This window comes from Bradyrhizobium sp. HKCCYLRH2015 (genome assembly GCF_051168215.1).
Classification (GTDB): Bacteria; Pseudomonadota; Alphaproteobacteria; order Rhizobiales; family Xanthobacteraceae; genus Bradyrhizobium.
This window is the reverse complement of record NZ_JBNPUO010000004.1, coordinates 392,589-407,194: the sequence shown is the minus strand read 5'-3', so window position 1 is coordinate 407,194 and position 14,606 is coordinate 392,589. Positions and strand designations below refer to the sequence as shown.

At 63.9% G+C, this 14,606-nt stretch carries 14 protein-coding genes and 2 tRNA genes; 9 read left to right on the top strand and 7 right to left on the bottom strand.

Translation table 11 applies throughout. The annotated features are described in order from the left end of the window. The first annotated feature begins 28 nt into the window (after nucleotides 1-28). Both ACQR1H_RS13035 and ACQR1H_RS13030 read left to right on the top strand, forming a co-directional pair. The gene (locus ACQR1H_RS13035; RefSeq protein WP_315799922.1) at nucleotides 29-766 is read left to right on the top strand and encodes a tRNA-uridine aminocarboxypropyltransferase; all 738 of its coding nucleotides are present in this window, start codon (nucleotides 29-31) and stop codon (nucleotides 764-766) included. Between the two features lie 50 nt (nucleotides 767-816). Continuing rightward, nucleotides 817-990, top strand: a complete 174-nt coding sequence (locus ACQR1H_RS13030) for a hypothetical protein (RefSeq protein ID WP_315799923.1) — start codon at nucleotides 817-819, stop codon at nucleotides 988-990. A 48-nt stretch (nucleotides 991-1,038) separates the two neighbouring features. On the opposite strand, the gene ACQR1H_RS13025 is transcribed toward ACQR1H_RS13030, so the two are convergent. Continuing rightward, nucleotides 1,039-1,112: transfer RNA gene (locus ACQR1H_RS13025), tRNA-Cys, on the bottom strand. 453 nt (nucleotides 1,113-1,565) lie between these two features. Between ACQR1H_RS13025 and ACQR1H_RS13020 the strand changes: the two genes are divergently transcribed. Together ACQR1H_RS13020 and ACQR1H_RS13015 are read left to right on the top strand one after the other, a co-directional pair. Further along, nucleotides 1,566-2,141 carry a ubiquinol-cytochrome c reductase iron-sulfur subunit gene (locus ACQR1H_RS13020; RefSeq protein WP_316236454.1) on the top strand — a complete coding sequence of 192 codons (576 nt, stop codon included), beginning with the start codon at nucleotides 1,566-1,568 and terminating at the stop codon, nucleotides 2,139-2,141. A gap of 91 nt (nucleotides 2,142-2,232) precedes the next feature. Beyond that, on the top strand, nucleotides 2,233-3,975 hold the full coding sequence (locus ACQR1H_RS13015) for a methanol/ethanol family PQQ-dependent dehydrogenase (protein ID WP_316178687.1): 1,743 nt from the start codon (nucleotides 2,233-2,235) through the stop codon (nucleotides 3,973-3,975). Nucleotides 3,976-4,095: 120 nt separating this feature from the next. Here ACQR1H_RS13015 and ACQR1H_RS13010 read toward each other — a convergent pair whose 3' ends face one another. The 6 genes from ACQR1H_RS13010 to ACQR1H_RS12985 form a co-directional block, all read right to left on the bottom strand. Next, nucleotides 4,096-4,275 (bottom strand): hypothetical protein, encoded by a 180-nt coding sequence (locus ACQR1H_RS13010; protein ID WP_315799925.1) that lies wholly within the window; start codon nucleotides 4,273-4,275, stop codon nucleotides 4,096-4,098. A gap of 363 nt (nucleotides 4,276-4,638) precedes the next feature. Further along, nucleotides 4,639-5,043 (bottom strand): response regulator, encoded by a 405-nt coding sequence (locus tag ACQR1H_RS13005; RefSeq protein WP_315799926.1) that lies wholly within the window; start codon nucleotides 5,041-5,043, stop codon nucleotides 4,639-4,641. Then, complete coding sequence (locus tag ACQR1H_RS13000) at nucleotides 5,021-5,485, bottom strand: response regulator (RefSeq protein WP_315799927.1); 465 nt, start codon at nucleotides 5,483-5,485, stop codon at nucleotides 5,021-5,023. Before ACQR1H_RS13000 ends, ACQR1H_RS13005 begins: the two co-directional genes overlap by 23 nt. A 228-nt stretch (nucleotides 5,486-5,713) precedes the next feature. After that, the gene (locus ACQR1H_RS12995; protein ID WP_434839881.1) at nucleotides 5,714-6,559 is read right to left on the bottom strand and encodes an EamA family transporter; all 846 of its coding nucleotides are present in this window, start codon (nucleotides 6,557-6,559) and stop codon (nucleotides 5,714-5,716) included. Between the two features lie 15 nt (nucleotides 6,560-6,574). Next, nucleotides 6,575-7,078 carry an NUDIX domain-containing protein gene (locus ACQR1H_RS12990; RefSeq protein WP_315799929.1) on the bottom strand — a complete coding sequence of 168 codons (504 nt, stop codon included), beginning with the start codon at nucleotides 7,076-7,078 and terminating at the stop codon, nucleotides 6,575-6,577. A 164-nt stretch (nucleotides 7,079-7,242) separates the two neighbouring features. Continuing rightward, a tRNA-Asn gene (locus tag ACQR1H_RS12985) sits at nucleotides 7,243-7,317 on the bottom strand. A gap of 258 nt (nucleotides 7,318-7,575) precedes the next feature. Between ACQR1H_RS12985 and ACQR1H_RS12980 the strand changes: the two genes are divergently transcribed. From ACQR1H_RS12980 to ACQR1H_RS12960, 5 genes are all read left to right on the top strand, one after another. Beyond that, a complete protein-coding gene (locus ACQR1H_RS12980) occupies nucleotides 7,576-7,761 on the top strand; it encodes a hypothetical protein (RefSeq protein ID WP_315799930.1) in 186 nt (61 codons plus the stop codon). Nucleotides 7,762-7,894: 133 nt separating this feature from the next. Then, nucleotides 7,895-8,560 (top strand): protein-L-isoaspartate O-methyltransferase family protein, encoded by a 666-nt coding sequence (locus ACQR1H_RS12975; protein ID WP_434839902.1) that lies wholly within the window; start codon nucleotides 7,895-7,897, stop codon nucleotides 8,558-8,560. Between the two features lie 281 nt (nucleotides 8,561-8,841). Next, complete coding sequence (locus ACQR1H_RS12970) at nucleotides 8,842-10,227, top strand: TolC family outer membrane protein (RefSeq protein ID WP_315799932.1); 1,386 nt, start codon at nucleotides 8,842-8,844, stop codon at nucleotides 10,225-10,227. Between the two features lie 379 nt (nucleotides 10,228-10,606). Further along, nucleotides 10,607-11,362 (top strand): PopZ family protein, encoded by a 756-nt coding sequence (locus tag ACQR1H_RS12965; RefSeq protein ID WP_315799933.1) that lies wholly within the window; start codon nucleotides 10,607-10,609, stop codon nucleotides 11,360-11,362. A gap of 311 nt (nucleotides 11,363-11,673) precedes the next feature. Continuing rightward, the gene (locus ACQR1H_RS12960) at nucleotides 11,674-14,538 is read left to right on the top strand and encodes a valine--tRNA ligase (protein ID WP_434907632.1); all 2,865 of its coding nucleotides are present in this window, start codon (nucleotides 11,674-11,676) and stop codon (nucleotides 14,536-14,538) included. Nucleotides 14,539-14,606 lie beyond the last annotated feature (68 nt).

Genomic DNA, 14,606 nt, shown 5'->3' with positions numbered 1-14,606 from the left:
GACGTTCAGCGGCGCGTATAGGCGCGGCATGCCAGAGACACACAACCATCCGCCGCTTGCCACCGAGGCGCCACCCGACTGCCCGCGCTGCCAGAAGCCGCTGCCGCTGTGCATCTGCGACAGCGTCACGCCGCTGGAAAGCCGGCTGGGGCTCCTGATCCTGCAGCACCCGCAGGAGCAGGACCGCGCGCTCGGCACCGCGCGGCTCGCCGCCCAGCATTTCAAGAACGCGGTGGTCAAGGTCGGGCTGTCCTGGCCGAGCCTCGCCAGGGCGCTGGGACGGCCGGTTGCCGATCCCGCGCGCTGGGCCATTCTCTATCTCGGCTCGGCCAAGGCGGCCGAGCTCGATCCTGAGACCGAGGTGGTCGCGCTGACCCGCAAGGGCGAGGTGGCCGACAACCAGCGCGCCATCCTCAAGTCGATCGAGGGCGTGATCCTGCTCGACGGCACCTGGAGCCAGGCCAAGGCGCTGTGGTGGCGCAATCCGTGGATGCTGAAGTGCCAGCGCGTGATCCTCGGGCCGCGGCAGCCGTCGCGCTACGGCCGGCTGCGCCGCGAGCCGCGCCGCGACGGGCTGTCGACCATCGAGGCGGCGGGGATGCTGATGGCCGCGCTGGAACGCCGGCCGGAGATCGCCACGACCCTCGACGCCAGCTTCGAGCGCATGCTGGCGCGGTATCGGGAGGTGGAAAAAGAGCAACCGGAGCTCACGCCCCGCCCAAAGGCCCGCAAGCCGGATTGGCGCGGCCGTAAACGCCGGGTTTAGGAACCGGGGGTACGCTTCTTGCATTGCAGCATGGAACGAGGATCAGAGCCATGCAGGAAGCAGAAAAATCCAATGTGGTGCAGTTCCGGGATTACGCGCCCCGGCTGGCCGGCAGGTCCGGCTCGGATCGGGGCGGCGTCTCGGCCGGTGAACGAGGGGCAATTCTGACCTGGCCGCGCGCGCAGGTCAGCTATCCCGGCGGCATCGACGATCTGCCCATCTAGCGCCGGCCGCGGCCAATGGGTGGTCCAACCCGCTTGATCTTGATTGAGTGGAGGCCACGACCAGAATTGAACTGGTGTAAACGGTTTTGCAGACCGCTGCGTAACCACTCCGCCACGTGGCCCCTGTGGGCGGAGCAATATAGGCAATCGGTCGCTTAGGCAACCACTCTCGTCGCGAAGCCGACTCCATCGATCCGGGCCCTCAGCCAGCCGGACGTTCGATCCGCCGAGCCGCGTTTCGAACTGGTCGGCATCGGGCTCGGCAGCGCGTAGGGGTGTTGTCGCGCCGTTCTCATCCCGACCCTGGTCCACATCTCGCGTGGTCGAAAATTCCAGACGGAGCAGGCGATGCGGCGGCTGCCGATCACCAGCAGCTTTCGCCGAACTGTTGCATCGGCAATGACGCGCAGCAGCGACGATAGTTGAAAACATCGCGGCGAAATCGCGCAACGCGCCTTGATTTCGTCAGGTTGTGTTGTTCTAATTGTTCTATGTCAGGGTGCGCTGCGGGACGCCGGACTTTAGAGCAGCATTCCCACGACTCAAGCACACAACTTCACACGCAAAGATCTGTCATGGATGATCACCCGACACGCCGCTCGGTGGTTTTCGGCACGCTTGCCGCATGCGCAACAGTCGCCAGCGCAGCGGCCGATGACGATGATCCTCGCAAGGAGAAGCGGCCGCAAAAAGGCGACCTGATCGTGTTCTCGGAAGGGGAGCGCGAAGGGCAGACGATCACGCCTGACGACTTGAAGATCGGCGAGCCACCGGTTCATGGGTGGCCGAAGGATCCAGCGAATGCGATCGTGCGTGACGGATCGCGATTGAACGAGGTGGTGCTCGTCAGGCTCGATCCAAACGAACTGGACGACGACACGCGTCGGCGCGCAGCCGAAGGAATCGTGGCCTATTCGGCCATCTGCTCGCATGCGGGATGCCCGGTCACGGCCTGGATCAAGGCGACCGAGGGCAACGACGATGTCTTCAAATGCATGTGCCACAATTCCGAGTACGACCCGAGGCGCGGGGCGCAGGTCGTGTTCGGCCCCGCGCCGCGGCGGCTTGCCGCGCTTCCCCTCGCGATCAAGGACGGCACGCTCCTGATCGCCGGGCCCTTCATTGGGAAGGTAGGTGGCCAACAGGGCTGATGAGATCCCATGTCCCTATCGGAACTCGCATCGTCTCGACACCCGTCACGACAACAAGTGAATCGAAAAACGAAGCAGGGGAGGTTTGTCCATGTCCATCACGTCCACCGCGATCAAGCAATGGCTGCTATCGAGCACCGTGGCGTTCACCTGTCTCGCCGCACCGGCAGCCGTGGCCGGCCCGATCGACAACTATAGTCCCGTTACGCCCGCGCGGCTCGAAAATCCCGAACCGGGCAACTGGATGCTCTACCGCCGGACCTATGATGGCCAGGGGTATAGTCCGCTCGACCAGATCAACACCACGAACGTCAAGGACATGGTGCCGGTCTGGACCTTTGCCACCGGCGTGGTCGAGGGGCACGAAGCGCCGCCGCTGGTCAACAACGGCGTCATGTTCATCACGACGCCGATGGGGCAGGTCATCGCGCTGAATGCCAAGACCGGCGATCAGTACTGGCGCTACAAGCGCGAGCTCCCCGAGGATCTGTTCCAGCTGCATCCGACCAATCGTGGCGTCGGCCTCTGGCAGGACAAGCTCTACCTCGCCACGACGGACGATCATCTGGTCGCGCTCGACGCCAAGACCGGCAAGGTGCTGTGGGACAAGAAGGTCCAGGACTACAGGAAGGGACAATATCTCACGCTGATGCCGCTGATCGTCGACGGCAAGGTGATGGTCGGCGGCTCCGGCGGCGAGTTCGGCGTCCGCGGCTACGTTGCCGCTTATGACGCCGAGGACGGCAAGGAGCTTTGGCGCACCTTCACGATTCCGGCCGAAGGCGAGCCCGGGCATGACACCTGGAGCGGCGACGACTGGAAGAACGGCGGCGGCTCGGCCTGGATGACCGGCACCTACGACAAGGACACCAAGACGGTGTATTGGGGCGTCGGCAACGCCGCGCCCTGGCCAGGGGGCCTGCACCCCGGCGACAATCTCTACACCAGCTCGGTGATCGCGCTGGATCCTGCGACCGGAAAGATCAAGACGCATTTCCAGTATCACCAGAACGACTCGTGGGACTGGGACGAGGTCGATGCGCCGATGCTGGTCGACCTGCAGCGCGACGGCCGCAGCTTCAAGAGCCTGATCCATCCCGGACGCGACGCCATCTTCTGGGTGCTCGAGCGCACGCCGGAGCGCATCAACTACGTCAATGGCTGGAACTTCGTCCACACCGATGTCTGGAAGGGCATCGAGCCCGAGACGGGACGGCCGATCGTTGATCCCGCGCACAAGCCGACGCTCGGCAAGCGTGTCGACTTCTGTCCCTCGTTGTGGGGCGGCAAGGACTGGCCGTCCGCGGCCTACAGCCAGAAGACGCGCTTCGTCTACGTGCCGGCGAACGAGAATTTCTGCGGCGGCTTCACCGGGGAAAAGCTGCCGCTCGTTCCCGGCCAGCTCTGGCTCGGCACCAAGGCCGAGGACATCGGGCTCACGGTGCGGCCCGGTGCCGACCATTTCGGGGAGCTGCAGGCCTGGGATCCCGCGACAGGCAAGAAGGTGTGGTCGCACAATTTCCCGAAATCCCAGCTGTTCGGGTCGGTGACCGCGACGGCGGGCGATCTCGTTCTGGTCGGCGGCACCAACGACCGGATGTTCCGGGCGTTCCATGCCAAGACCGGCGAGCTGCTGTGGGAGCAGAAGACGAACTCGGGGATCATGGGCATGCCCGTCGCCTATGAGGTCGATGGCACGCAGTACATCGCCGTGCAGTCCGGCTGGGGCGTCGATGCGCAACGCATCCAGGATGCGCTCTCGAAAGGCAACATCGGTCTGGAGGACAACGTCCCGCAAGGCGGCGTCGTCTGGGTGTTCGCAGTCAAGAAGTAGCGCCGGCGATCTGAGGGGCGGCGGCCTCCGCCGTCGCCATCTCAGAAAATGAAGACCGCAGCAGTGTTCCGGCAAAGACGTGCCGATCCACTGGCTTGCATGACGACCGAAGATCGCGCGTCAGCAGGCCGCGAACCAGCCGTCCGGAAACGGGATCAGCGGCCAGGCGCCCTGGTTGTCGTTGGCTGCCGTGGGGAGATGCAGAATCGCGAACAAGCGGGCCATGGAATCGGTCTCGGTCTCGGGCGCAATAGCGGTTCTCACAACATCCATCAACAACTCGTATTCGGCTTCGCTCATCTCGCCCTCGCACAAACTGCGAGCCACGATGGCAAAATTCCACTTTGTTCAAATTGAGCGGATCGCTCAAATTCTAACGATCGGGCACGAAGGACCTAATTGGTTACCGGTGCCCTTCGTTCCAAAAGATACCGCGGTCCGCGCCGTTCCAGTGTGAACGGGCTCACATCCCAAGGCTTCTCGTCGTCCGTCGACCCGTCTGCCCGTGCGGCAGGTGATGCCCTGCAGCGATCACGAGTCCGCCCGTAGCCGACCGTGAGCAAGAGATCCAGAACGTCTGCCGCGCGTCGCAAGCTGCCTTGCCGGAGAGAGGCGACCCGCTCCAAACGCCCGGCTCGACGCAAGCAGCAGAATCGCTGGCGGTCAGACCGCCACGGCGAGAAGCTCGGTGTCCTGCGCCAGAATGTCACGCATCAGCTGCGACAGGTCTTTCGGCTTGAACGGCTTCGCCAAACGATGAAGGCCGACCACTTTGGGCGAGGGGGAGAGCAAGTCAGGCGCCCCCTGTCCTGACTCGAGCACCATGCCCGACATCATCACGATCGGCATCGTGGGCCGGGCCGCGCGCGCAGCCCGGATGACGTCGTTGCCGTCCATGTCGGCCAGGTTGAGATCGATCAGGGCCGCAGCGAAATCGTCGCGGGACACGGCATCCATGGCCAGCCGACCGTCGGTGACGGCCGTGACCGCGTAGCCCTCGCGAACCAGAAGATGCTGGATGACACAGCAAACGCCGACTTCGTCATCAACGACCAGGATGTTCATCATGAGCCCTTCCTGACAGACGTGGATGAGGAGCCACGCGCCGCGCCTCGGTCAGAAGTCGTTGCCGCACCTCGATCGCACGATCGACCGCTTCGAGCAGATCGAGGATGTCGAACGGCTTCTGCAACGCTGCCGTTGCTCCGAGCTTGATTGCCATACCGAGGAAGTCTGGAGCTCCCAGTTTCTTATCGGTGAACGCGTAGCCGGAGATTGCGATGAACGGGACCGTGGGATCGAGCTTGATGAGCTCGCGAATGGTTGCGATGCCGTCCATGCCCGGCATGAACATGTCGATCACGACGGCATCGAAGGACACGCTGCCGATCAATCGAATGCCGGTCGGACCATCCGGCGCGAGAAACACGCAGAACCGCTTCTTCTTCAATAATGTTTCCAGCGCAGCGCGCGTGGCACAATCATCGTCAATAATGAGGACAGTAGGCATGGGCCACCTCAGTATCAGCGGGACTGAAGGACTCTCACGCTACAAGGACAATAGGCTGAGGCTCAAAAATGGCAAAGTAGTTAACACTGAATTAGTTGCTGCGATTCTGCAACCAGGAGTTTTACGGAACTTCCCTGTCCGGACCGCAGGCAGATCTTCTGTTGTGCATCATGCGATGAAGATGGAACTATGATGTCCGGGTCGATGGCTCCGGCTGTTTGACGAATCTCAATCCGGCTTGAGCAAGGCGACGATGACCAGCCCGACTGCGATCAGCGCCGCGCAGCAAAGCCGTTGCGGCGTTGCACGCTCTTTCAGGAACAGCACGCCGATCAGCGTCGCAAACAGGACGCTGCATTCGCGAAACGCGACCACATTGGCGATCGGATTGCGGCTCAAGGCCCAAAGGAATACCACGAATGACGTCAGCCCCAGGGTGCCTGCGATCAGCACCGGAGTCCGGGCGTCTCGGATCTCCAACACCAGCGCAGGTCCGCGCAACATCATTGCGACGAGAAAGAACACGACACTGTCGAGCACGATCATCCAGACCGTGAACGAAGCCCAGCCTTCGGTCTGCCGAGTGCCTGCCGCATCGACGACCGAATAGCCGGCGACCAGTGCGGCGGCGCAGACCGCAGCCCAGAACGCGCGGCGGTCGATCGGACCGTGGATGCGGTCGCGTGCCAGGCCGGTGATTCCGAGGACGATGACGGCGATTCCGATCAACTGCCCGCTCCGTGGCAGTTGCTGCAGACCCAGCGAGGCAAATAGCGTTGCGAACAGCGGAACGGTGCCACGCGCGATCGGGTAGGTACGTCCAAGCTCGGCTGAACGGTAGGCCATTGCGAGGCTCGCCTTGTAGCCCGCGTGCAAGACCAGCGAGGCCACGATGAGCGGCCAGGTCGAAAGCGCCGGAACGGGAACGAGAAACATGAAGGGCAGGATCAGGGCGCTGCTCACCAGACCCATGCCAGCCAGAAGGGAGAGGCTGCTGCCGGTCTTGACGATGGCATGCCAGCTCGCATGAAGCAGACCGGCCATCAGCATGAGAATTGCGGCGACAGGATCCAAGGACTCGAGTCCGGTTCAGCTCTCGGGCCGCCAGCTCGCGGCAGCGAAGTAGGGGACCGGGTCGTGCTGGAGCGCCTGACGCGAGATGATCCGGCTCGATGGCGACACCGGGAGCTGGTCCCATTCCCCACGATCGACGAATCGGAGGCTCGCGATCTCCTCGCCGTCAGGCGCAAGCGCGCCGCCTTCGATGACGGCTTCGAAGGCGATGACCGTATAGTAGGTCAGATCACCGTTGGGATAGCGGATGAGGAACTCCGGGCCGCCGAACACCCCGAGCAGACGTTTCGGGCGGACCACGAGGCCGGTCTCCTCAAAGCATTCGCGGGTGGCGGCGTCGGCCGGATGCTCATTCGGATCGATGGCGCCGCCGGGCAACGTCCAGAGGCCCGTCTCCGCGTCGCGCCCGAGCAGAATGCGGCCCTGGTCGTCGAACACGGAGATGGAAACCGCCGTGGTCGCCAACAGATCATGGCCGATCTTGCTGCGGACGGCTCTCAGATGATCGGAAATCGGCATCGCTGGTCGTCACTGCAGAAGGAGTGCCCCCGCTTGCCCGACGCCCCATGCGCGGTCAAGGGAAGACAGTGAAGATCGGCGCCCGTTCGCTGCCAACCGGCGGATGTCCCGCGTCACAAGAAAGAAGGATTGGGAGGATAAAGAACCATTCGGCATGGCCAGAATGGCTCCCCGGGCTGGATTCGAACCAGCGACCATTCGATTAACAGTCGAATGCTCTACCGCTGAGCTACCGAGGAACAGGCGAAGCAATGTTCGCGAATGCGGCTGCGTATAACAAAGCCGTTTCGCCTTGCATAGAACGAAATCGCATCTTTGCGACGATCGCGGGCTCAGGAATAAAATACCGAAATTTCATATGGTTAGATTGATTTTGAACGCTTGCTGGGCAGCGGCCGCCCACAGTTCGATGACAGGAAATTCACTTGGAGGGGAGCAAACCGGCCCCGATAGTTTGCTGGAACCGGCCAGTCCCCCGCGGTCATGGAGTGTCGTAGATGCCAAACACCGTCATCCCATTCGCTGAAGAAGTCTCCGCGCCCTCGTTGATTCCCGACCAGGTCGAGCGTCTCAGCGACGACGAATGTCTCACGCGGTTGGCCGACATGATGACGCGAGGTGATTCCGAACATATCGACGAGATCGTGCAGTTGCTCGGGCGACTGGCCGTGGTGATCGAGTAGCCGGCGGTCGGCGCCCTCACAGGCGGTGTCCCTGCGGCTCCGTTGAAACCCGCATGTTGCCTTTTCGAGGGCCTTGTACCAAAAGATTGCGCAGATCGTCCGCGGTCCATCCGCTTTGCTTGCAGGTCTGCTCATGTCTTCATTCGCGACGGCGCGCCAGAAAATGGTCGATGGTCAGGTCCGGACCAACGACGTCACCGATCACCGCGTGCTGGATGCGTTGTTGACCGTGCCGCGGGAAGCCTACGTTCCCACAGATAGGCAGGCGCTGGCCTATCTCGACCTGGATCTCGACGTCTCCGAGTCCGCTTCGACCAAGCGGTATCTGATCAAACCGATGCTGACGGGAAAACTGCTGCAGGCTGCCGAGATCAAGCCGACCGACAGCGTGCTGGTGGTTGGATGTGCGACGGGCTATCTCGCCGCGCTGGCCGCCCGGCTTGCTGGCAGCGTGACGGCGACCGAGGCCGACTCTTCGGTTGAAGGGCGCGCCAAGCAGGTGCTTGCCGCCGTCGATGGCTGCCCGGTCACGATTCGGGTCGCGCCGGCCGCGGAGGGTGATCCGGCGGACGGCCGCTTCGACGTGATTCTCCTCAATGGTGCGACCGAGGTCGCTGTGGACGGTCTTTGCCGTCAATTGAAAGAGGGCGGCCGCCTGGTCGGCGTCTTCGCCACCTCGCGACCCGCCCGCGCCATGATCTTTACGCGATCGCATGGTGATATCGGCAGCAGGGTTCTGTTCGATGCCGCGGCGCCGGTCATTTCCGGCCTCGAACGGGTCCCCGAGTTCGTTTTTTAGGTCGTCAGACGAAGTTCTTGGCGACCCCTCTGAACTGCCGGCATCCCGTCGCGCAGTACGGCTTGGTGCGTTGTCTTCGCGGCTGCGGGCGGGCAAAATTCTGTTTTAAATCAGAAGTGTGGCCTGGATGCTGCACGTTGACAGTTTTCGATACGGGTTCCAGGCTTGGGTGGTTCCGTTGCGCTTGCATGGGGAATAAGGTGCGAGGTGCGCGGGAGTCTCTTCAACAGGTTACGGCCCGGCTCTGGCGTTCGAGCCGGTAACAAATGAATGGAACAGGGATGTTTGGGGTGAAGCTCGTCACCGCAGCGGCGGCTGTGGTCCTCGTGATGGCTTGTGCAGGCCCGACGCCTGCGCTGGCCGACACGATCGAGGCTGCGCTGGTGCGCGCCTATCAGAACAACCCGCAACTGAACGCGTCGCGGGCCCAGGCTCGTGCGGTCGACGAAGGCGTTCCGCAGGCACTCTCGGGGTATCGGCCGAAGGTCAATCTGACTGCGACGGCGGGCATTCAGTATACGGATTTGCAAGCGGCACCCGCGACGCCGGCCGTCAGCGGCGTGCAGAGGCCGCGAAGCGTCGGCCTGACGGTCAACCAGAATCTGTATAACGGTCAGCAGACGGCAAACGGCGTGCGCAAGGCCGAGGCGAACGTCTCGGCGCAACGAGAGGCTCTCCGCATTCTTGAGCAGCAGGTGCTGCTAGCCGCGGCCACGATCTATATGGACTATCTGCGCGATGCGGCGATCGTCGAGGTCCAGCGCAGCAACACGCGAGTGCTGGAGCAGACGCTCAAGCAGACTCGGGATCGGTTCAACGTCGGCGAGGTCACCCGCACCGACGTCGCGCAATCCGAGGCTCAGCTCGCCGCCGGCCGCACGCAGCAGCTCACAGCAGAGGCCCAGCTGACGGCGACCCGCTCGAACTTCCGCCGAATCATCGGCAACGATCCCCAGAATCTGGCGCCGGGCTCTCCTGTTGATCGTTACTTGCCGCCGAGCCTCCAGCAGTCGGTCGAAACGGCCCTGACGGAAAACCCGAGCGTGACCGCGGCGATGTACGGCATCGACGTCCAGTATCTTGACACGAAGATCAAGGAAGGTGCGCTGCTGCCGTCCGTAAACGTCCAGGCTCAGGCTCAGCAGGGCTATGAGTCGAGCCTGCAATCCTATCGTGGGTTCAGCGCGTCGGCTGTCGCCTCGCTGAACGTTCCGATCTACAACGGAGGGGCGGAATATTCGCTGATCCGGCAGTCCAAGGAGTCGCTGGCACAGCAGCGTCTGGTCCTGGAGCAGACGCGTGATCAGGCTCGCTCCGACGTGGTATCTGCCTGGGGCAAGCTGCTCGCGGGCAAGGCTCAGGTGCAGTCGGCGCAGGCCCAGGTGGCGGCCTCCGAGATCGCCTTGAACGGCGTGCGCGAGGAAGCCAAGGCGGGCCAGCGGACCACGCTGGATGTCCTCAACGCTCAGCAGGCGCTGGTCAATGCGCGGAACTCGCTGGTGAACGCACAGCACGATCGTGTGGTGGCGTCCTACTCGGTGCTTCAGACCGTCGGTCGGCTGTCGCCGCAGGTGCTGAACCTGCCGACGACCACCTACGATCCCAGCGTTCACTACCAGCAGGTCCGGGATAACTGGGCGGGTGTACGGACGCCGGATGGTCGTTAGTACATTCTTAATATCGACCCTGATCCCTCGGTCCTTGGCCGGGGGATTTTTTTGTGGCACATGCTGTGGTTGTGACGAATGGGCGACGCTTGACAGGCGACCTCCGTGCTCCACCGGGTTCGCGGCCGGCGTTGCTTGCATTCATTTGTTGCCATGACATAGCCTCAAAATGGCCGCCGAACGATTCGGACTGCGTCGGAAGTTCTTCCAAGAATAGTCTCCGACATGGGCAGTATCGTTCTGTTGTTTTGCATCGATCAGGCCTTGTCCGGAGACAAGTTGGCATGTCCGTTGAGAAGTCCAAGCCTCTTGGATCCGGCGCCCGGGACTTTTGCGCCGCGCCGATACGTAGGGCGGCGTTGCTGATTTGGAGTCGGAAATGACGCAGCCTGCGAAGGTCCAAGAACCCTCCATGGAGGAGATTCTGGCGTCGATCCGGCGTATCATTGCCGACGACGAGGGCAAGCCGCCGGCGGCGGACAAGGCTGCCGCGCCGGAGCCGGTGAAGGCCGAGAAGCCGGCGGCCCCGGCCGCGAAGCCGGTGATGAACGACATCCCGCCTTCGAAGATCGCTGCTGCGGCCCCCGCCAAGCCCGCGCCACCACCACCTGCGCCGCCGCCCGCGGCGGCTGCGGCGCCCAACAGTCAGGATGACATTGACGCATTGCTGGCGGGTTTGGATGAAACGACTCCGGCGGCAGAGGTCAGGCCGGCCGAACCCGAGCCGGATCCAGAACCTGAAGTACTCGAGTTGACGGACGACATGGCAGTGGCCCCACCGACTCCCGCTCCAGCGCCAGCCCCCGCCGCGGCATCCTTCCGAAAGGTGGATCCGCAGAACGATATCGAGTTCATCGAGTCCGGGCGGCTCAACCAGAAGGCCGCGAGCTTCGAGTCGTCTTTCGAGCAGGCCACGCCGAAGCAGCCGATCCTGGCGCCGTCCACGGTCAACGCCGTCGAATCGGCATTCAATGCGCTGGCCAACACGGTGCTGAGCAACAACGCCCGGACGCTTGAGGACCTCGTCAAGGAGATGCTGCGTCCGATGCTGAAATCGTGGTTGGATGACAATCTTCCGGCCCTGGTGGAGCGCATCGTCAAGGCCGAGATCGAGCGCGTCTCGCGCGGCCGCTGACGCCGAGAGGGGGCACGAACTCGCATTCCGTTCTGGAGCGAGCCGCGGCGGGCGGTAGGCCCTTTCCGTCAATGTTCGCCGCTGCTGTTGACTTGGCGCGCCGCGGCGGCTTTCTAGCCCTGTCAAGCTGATCCCTGCCGGACGGATCGAGAGGGCTCCTCCGGGAGCACGGTCCGCGGTCGGACATCAGTCCGAAAACAGCCCAAGCACCAACAGCTTGCGTGAGCTTTTTCAGGTCATGTCACAAAAGGCCCGGACGAGTTCCGCGACATCCCGAATTGGACAGCCGGCCCCACGCCGCTGGAAATGCCATGATCGATAAGAATTATCAGCCCACCGATCTCGAAGGTCGCATGTCCCTGGTCTGGGAGGATGCCCGGGCGTTCTCCGCCGGTCGGCCCGATCGCCGCGATGCCGATCCCTTCACCATCGTGATTCCGCCGCCGAACGTCACCGGCTCGCTGCACATGGGGCACGCGCTCAACAACACGCTTCAGGACATCCTGTGCCGGTTCGAGCGCATGCGCGGCCGCGACGTGCTGTGGCAGCCAGGCACGGATCACGCGGGCATCGCCACGCAGATGGTGGTCGAGCGCCAACTGATGGAGCGCCAGCAGCCCGGTCGCCGCGAGATGGGCCGCGAGAAGTTCCTCGCGCGCGTCTGGCAGTGGAAGGACGAGAGCGGCGGCACCATCATCAACCAGTTGAAGCGTCTCGGCGCCTCCTGCGACTGGGGCCGCGAGCGCTTCACCATGGACGAGGGCCTGTCCAAGGCCGTCGTGAAGGTGTTCGTCGAGCTGCATCGCGCCGGCCTGATCTACAAGGACAAGCGGCTGGTCAACTGGGACCCGAAGCTGCTGACGGCGATCTCGGACCTCGAGGTCCAGCAGATCGAGGTCAAGGGCAACCTCTGGTACCTGCGCTATCCCATCGAGGGCAAGACGTTCAGCCCGGAGGATCCGACCAGCTTCATCGTCGTTGCCACCACGCGTCCCGAGACCATGCTGGGCGACAGCGCGGTCGCCGTGCATCCGGATGACGAACGTTATCAGCACCTGGTCGGCAAGCGCGTGATCCTGCCGCTGGTCGGGCGCGAGATCCCGATCGTCGCCGACACTTACTCGGATCCGGAGAAGGGCACCGGCGCGGTCAAGATCACGCCGGCGCACGACTTCAACGATTTCGAGGTCGGCCGCCGCCACGGCCTGCCGCAGATCAGCATTCTTGATCGCGAAGGCTGCATTGCGCTGGTCGACAACGAGGACTATCTGCGCGGCCTTCCCGAGGGCTCCGAGGAGTTTGCCAGGGAGTTCCACGGCATCGAGCGTTTTGCTGCGCGCAAGAAGATCCTGGAGCGACTGGAATCCTTCGGCTTCCTCGAGCGGGTCGAGCCGAACACGCACATGGTGCCGCATGGCGACCGCTCCGGCGTCGTGATCGAGCCCTATCTGACCGACCAGTGGTATGTCGACGCCAAGACCCTGGCGCAGCCGGCGATCGCGGCGGTCAGGTCGGGCGCGACGACGTTCGTGCCGCGCAACTGGGAGAAGACCTATTTCGACTGGATGGAGAACATCCAGCCCTGGTGCATCTCGCGCCAGTTGTGGTGGGGCCATCAGATTCCCGCCTGGTACGGCCCTGACGGCAAGGTCTTCGTCGCCGAAACCGAGGAGGAGGCCGTCGGCCACGCCATCGGCTACTACGTCGAGCAGGAGGTCATCACGGCGGAGCAGGGGCGCGAGATGGCGCTCGACCGCAACAAGCGCGAAGGCTTCATCACGCGTGACGAGGACGTGCTCGACACCTGGTTCTCCTCGGCGCTGTGGCCGTTCTCCACGCTCGGCTGGCCCGACGACACGCCCGAGGTGAAGCGCTACTATCCAACCAACGTGCTGGTCACCGGCTTCGACATCATCTTCTTCTGGGTCGCCCGCATGATGATGATGGGCATCCACTTCATGAAGGAGGTGCCGTTCTCGACCGTCTACATCCATGCGCTCGTCCGCGACGAGAAGGGCGCCAAGATGTCGAAGTCGAAGGGCAACGTCATCGATCCCCTCGCGCTGATCGACGAGCACGGCGCCGACGCGCTGCGCTTCACCCTGGCGGCGATGGCAGCCCAAGGCCGCGACATCAAGCTGTCGACGCAGCGCGTCGACGGCTACCGCAAGTTCGCCAACAAGCTCTGGAACGCCAGCCGCTTCGCCGAGATGAACGGCTGCACGGTGCCCGAGGGCTTCGACCCGGGCTCCGCGAAGGAGACCCTGAACCGCTGGATCGCGCATGAGGCGGCCGCGGCGACGCGCGAGGTCACCGAGGCGCTCGAGGCCTATCGCTTCAACGACGCGGCCAACGCGATCTACCGTTTCGTCTGGGACGTCTATTGCGACTGGTATGTCGAGCTCTCCAAGCCGACCCTGCTCGGCGAGGACGGGCCCGCCAAGGCCGAGACCCGCGCGATGGTGGCCTGGGCGCGCGACGAGATCCTCAAGCTCCTGCATCCCTTCATGCCCTTCATCACCGAGGCGCTGTGGGAGTCCACCGCCAAGCGCGACAGTCTGCTGACCCTGTCACCCTGGCCGCACCGCACCGACAGGCCGACGGTGGCCGAGATCGCCGCGCTGTCCGCGGCCAGCTTCGGCGATCCCCTGGTGCCGCCGCTGCTGATCTCGTTCGACGCCGCCAGCTTCAAGGACGAGGCGGCCGAGGCCGAGATCGGCTGGGTGGTCGATCTCGTTACCGCGATCCGCTCGGTCCGCGCCGAGATGAACATTCCGCCGGCGACTCTGATGCCGCTCGCGCTGGTCGGGGCCTCCGCCGAGACGAGGGAGCGCGCACCGCGCTGGACCGAGGTCATCAAGCGCCTCGCGCGGCTCTCCGACATCAGCTTCGCCGACGCCGCGCCTGACGGCTCCGCCCAGCTCGTCGTGCGCGGCGAGGTCGCCGCGCTGCCGCTCAAGGGCGTCGTCGATCTCGCCGCCGAGCGCACCCGCCTGGGCAAGGAGATCGCCAAGGCCGAGGCCGACATCGAGCGCGTTGACAAGAAGCTCGGCAACGAGAAGTTCGTCGCCAACGCACCGGAGGAGCTCGTCGAGGAGGAGAAGGAGAAGCGCGAGGCGGCGCTGGCGCGCAAGGCCAAGTTCCAAGAGGCGCTGTCGCGGCTGCAGGGCGTCTGACACGACGCTCTCTCCTCCGTCATTGCGAGCGAAGCGAAGCAATCCCGAGTCTCACGCGCAGCCCTGGA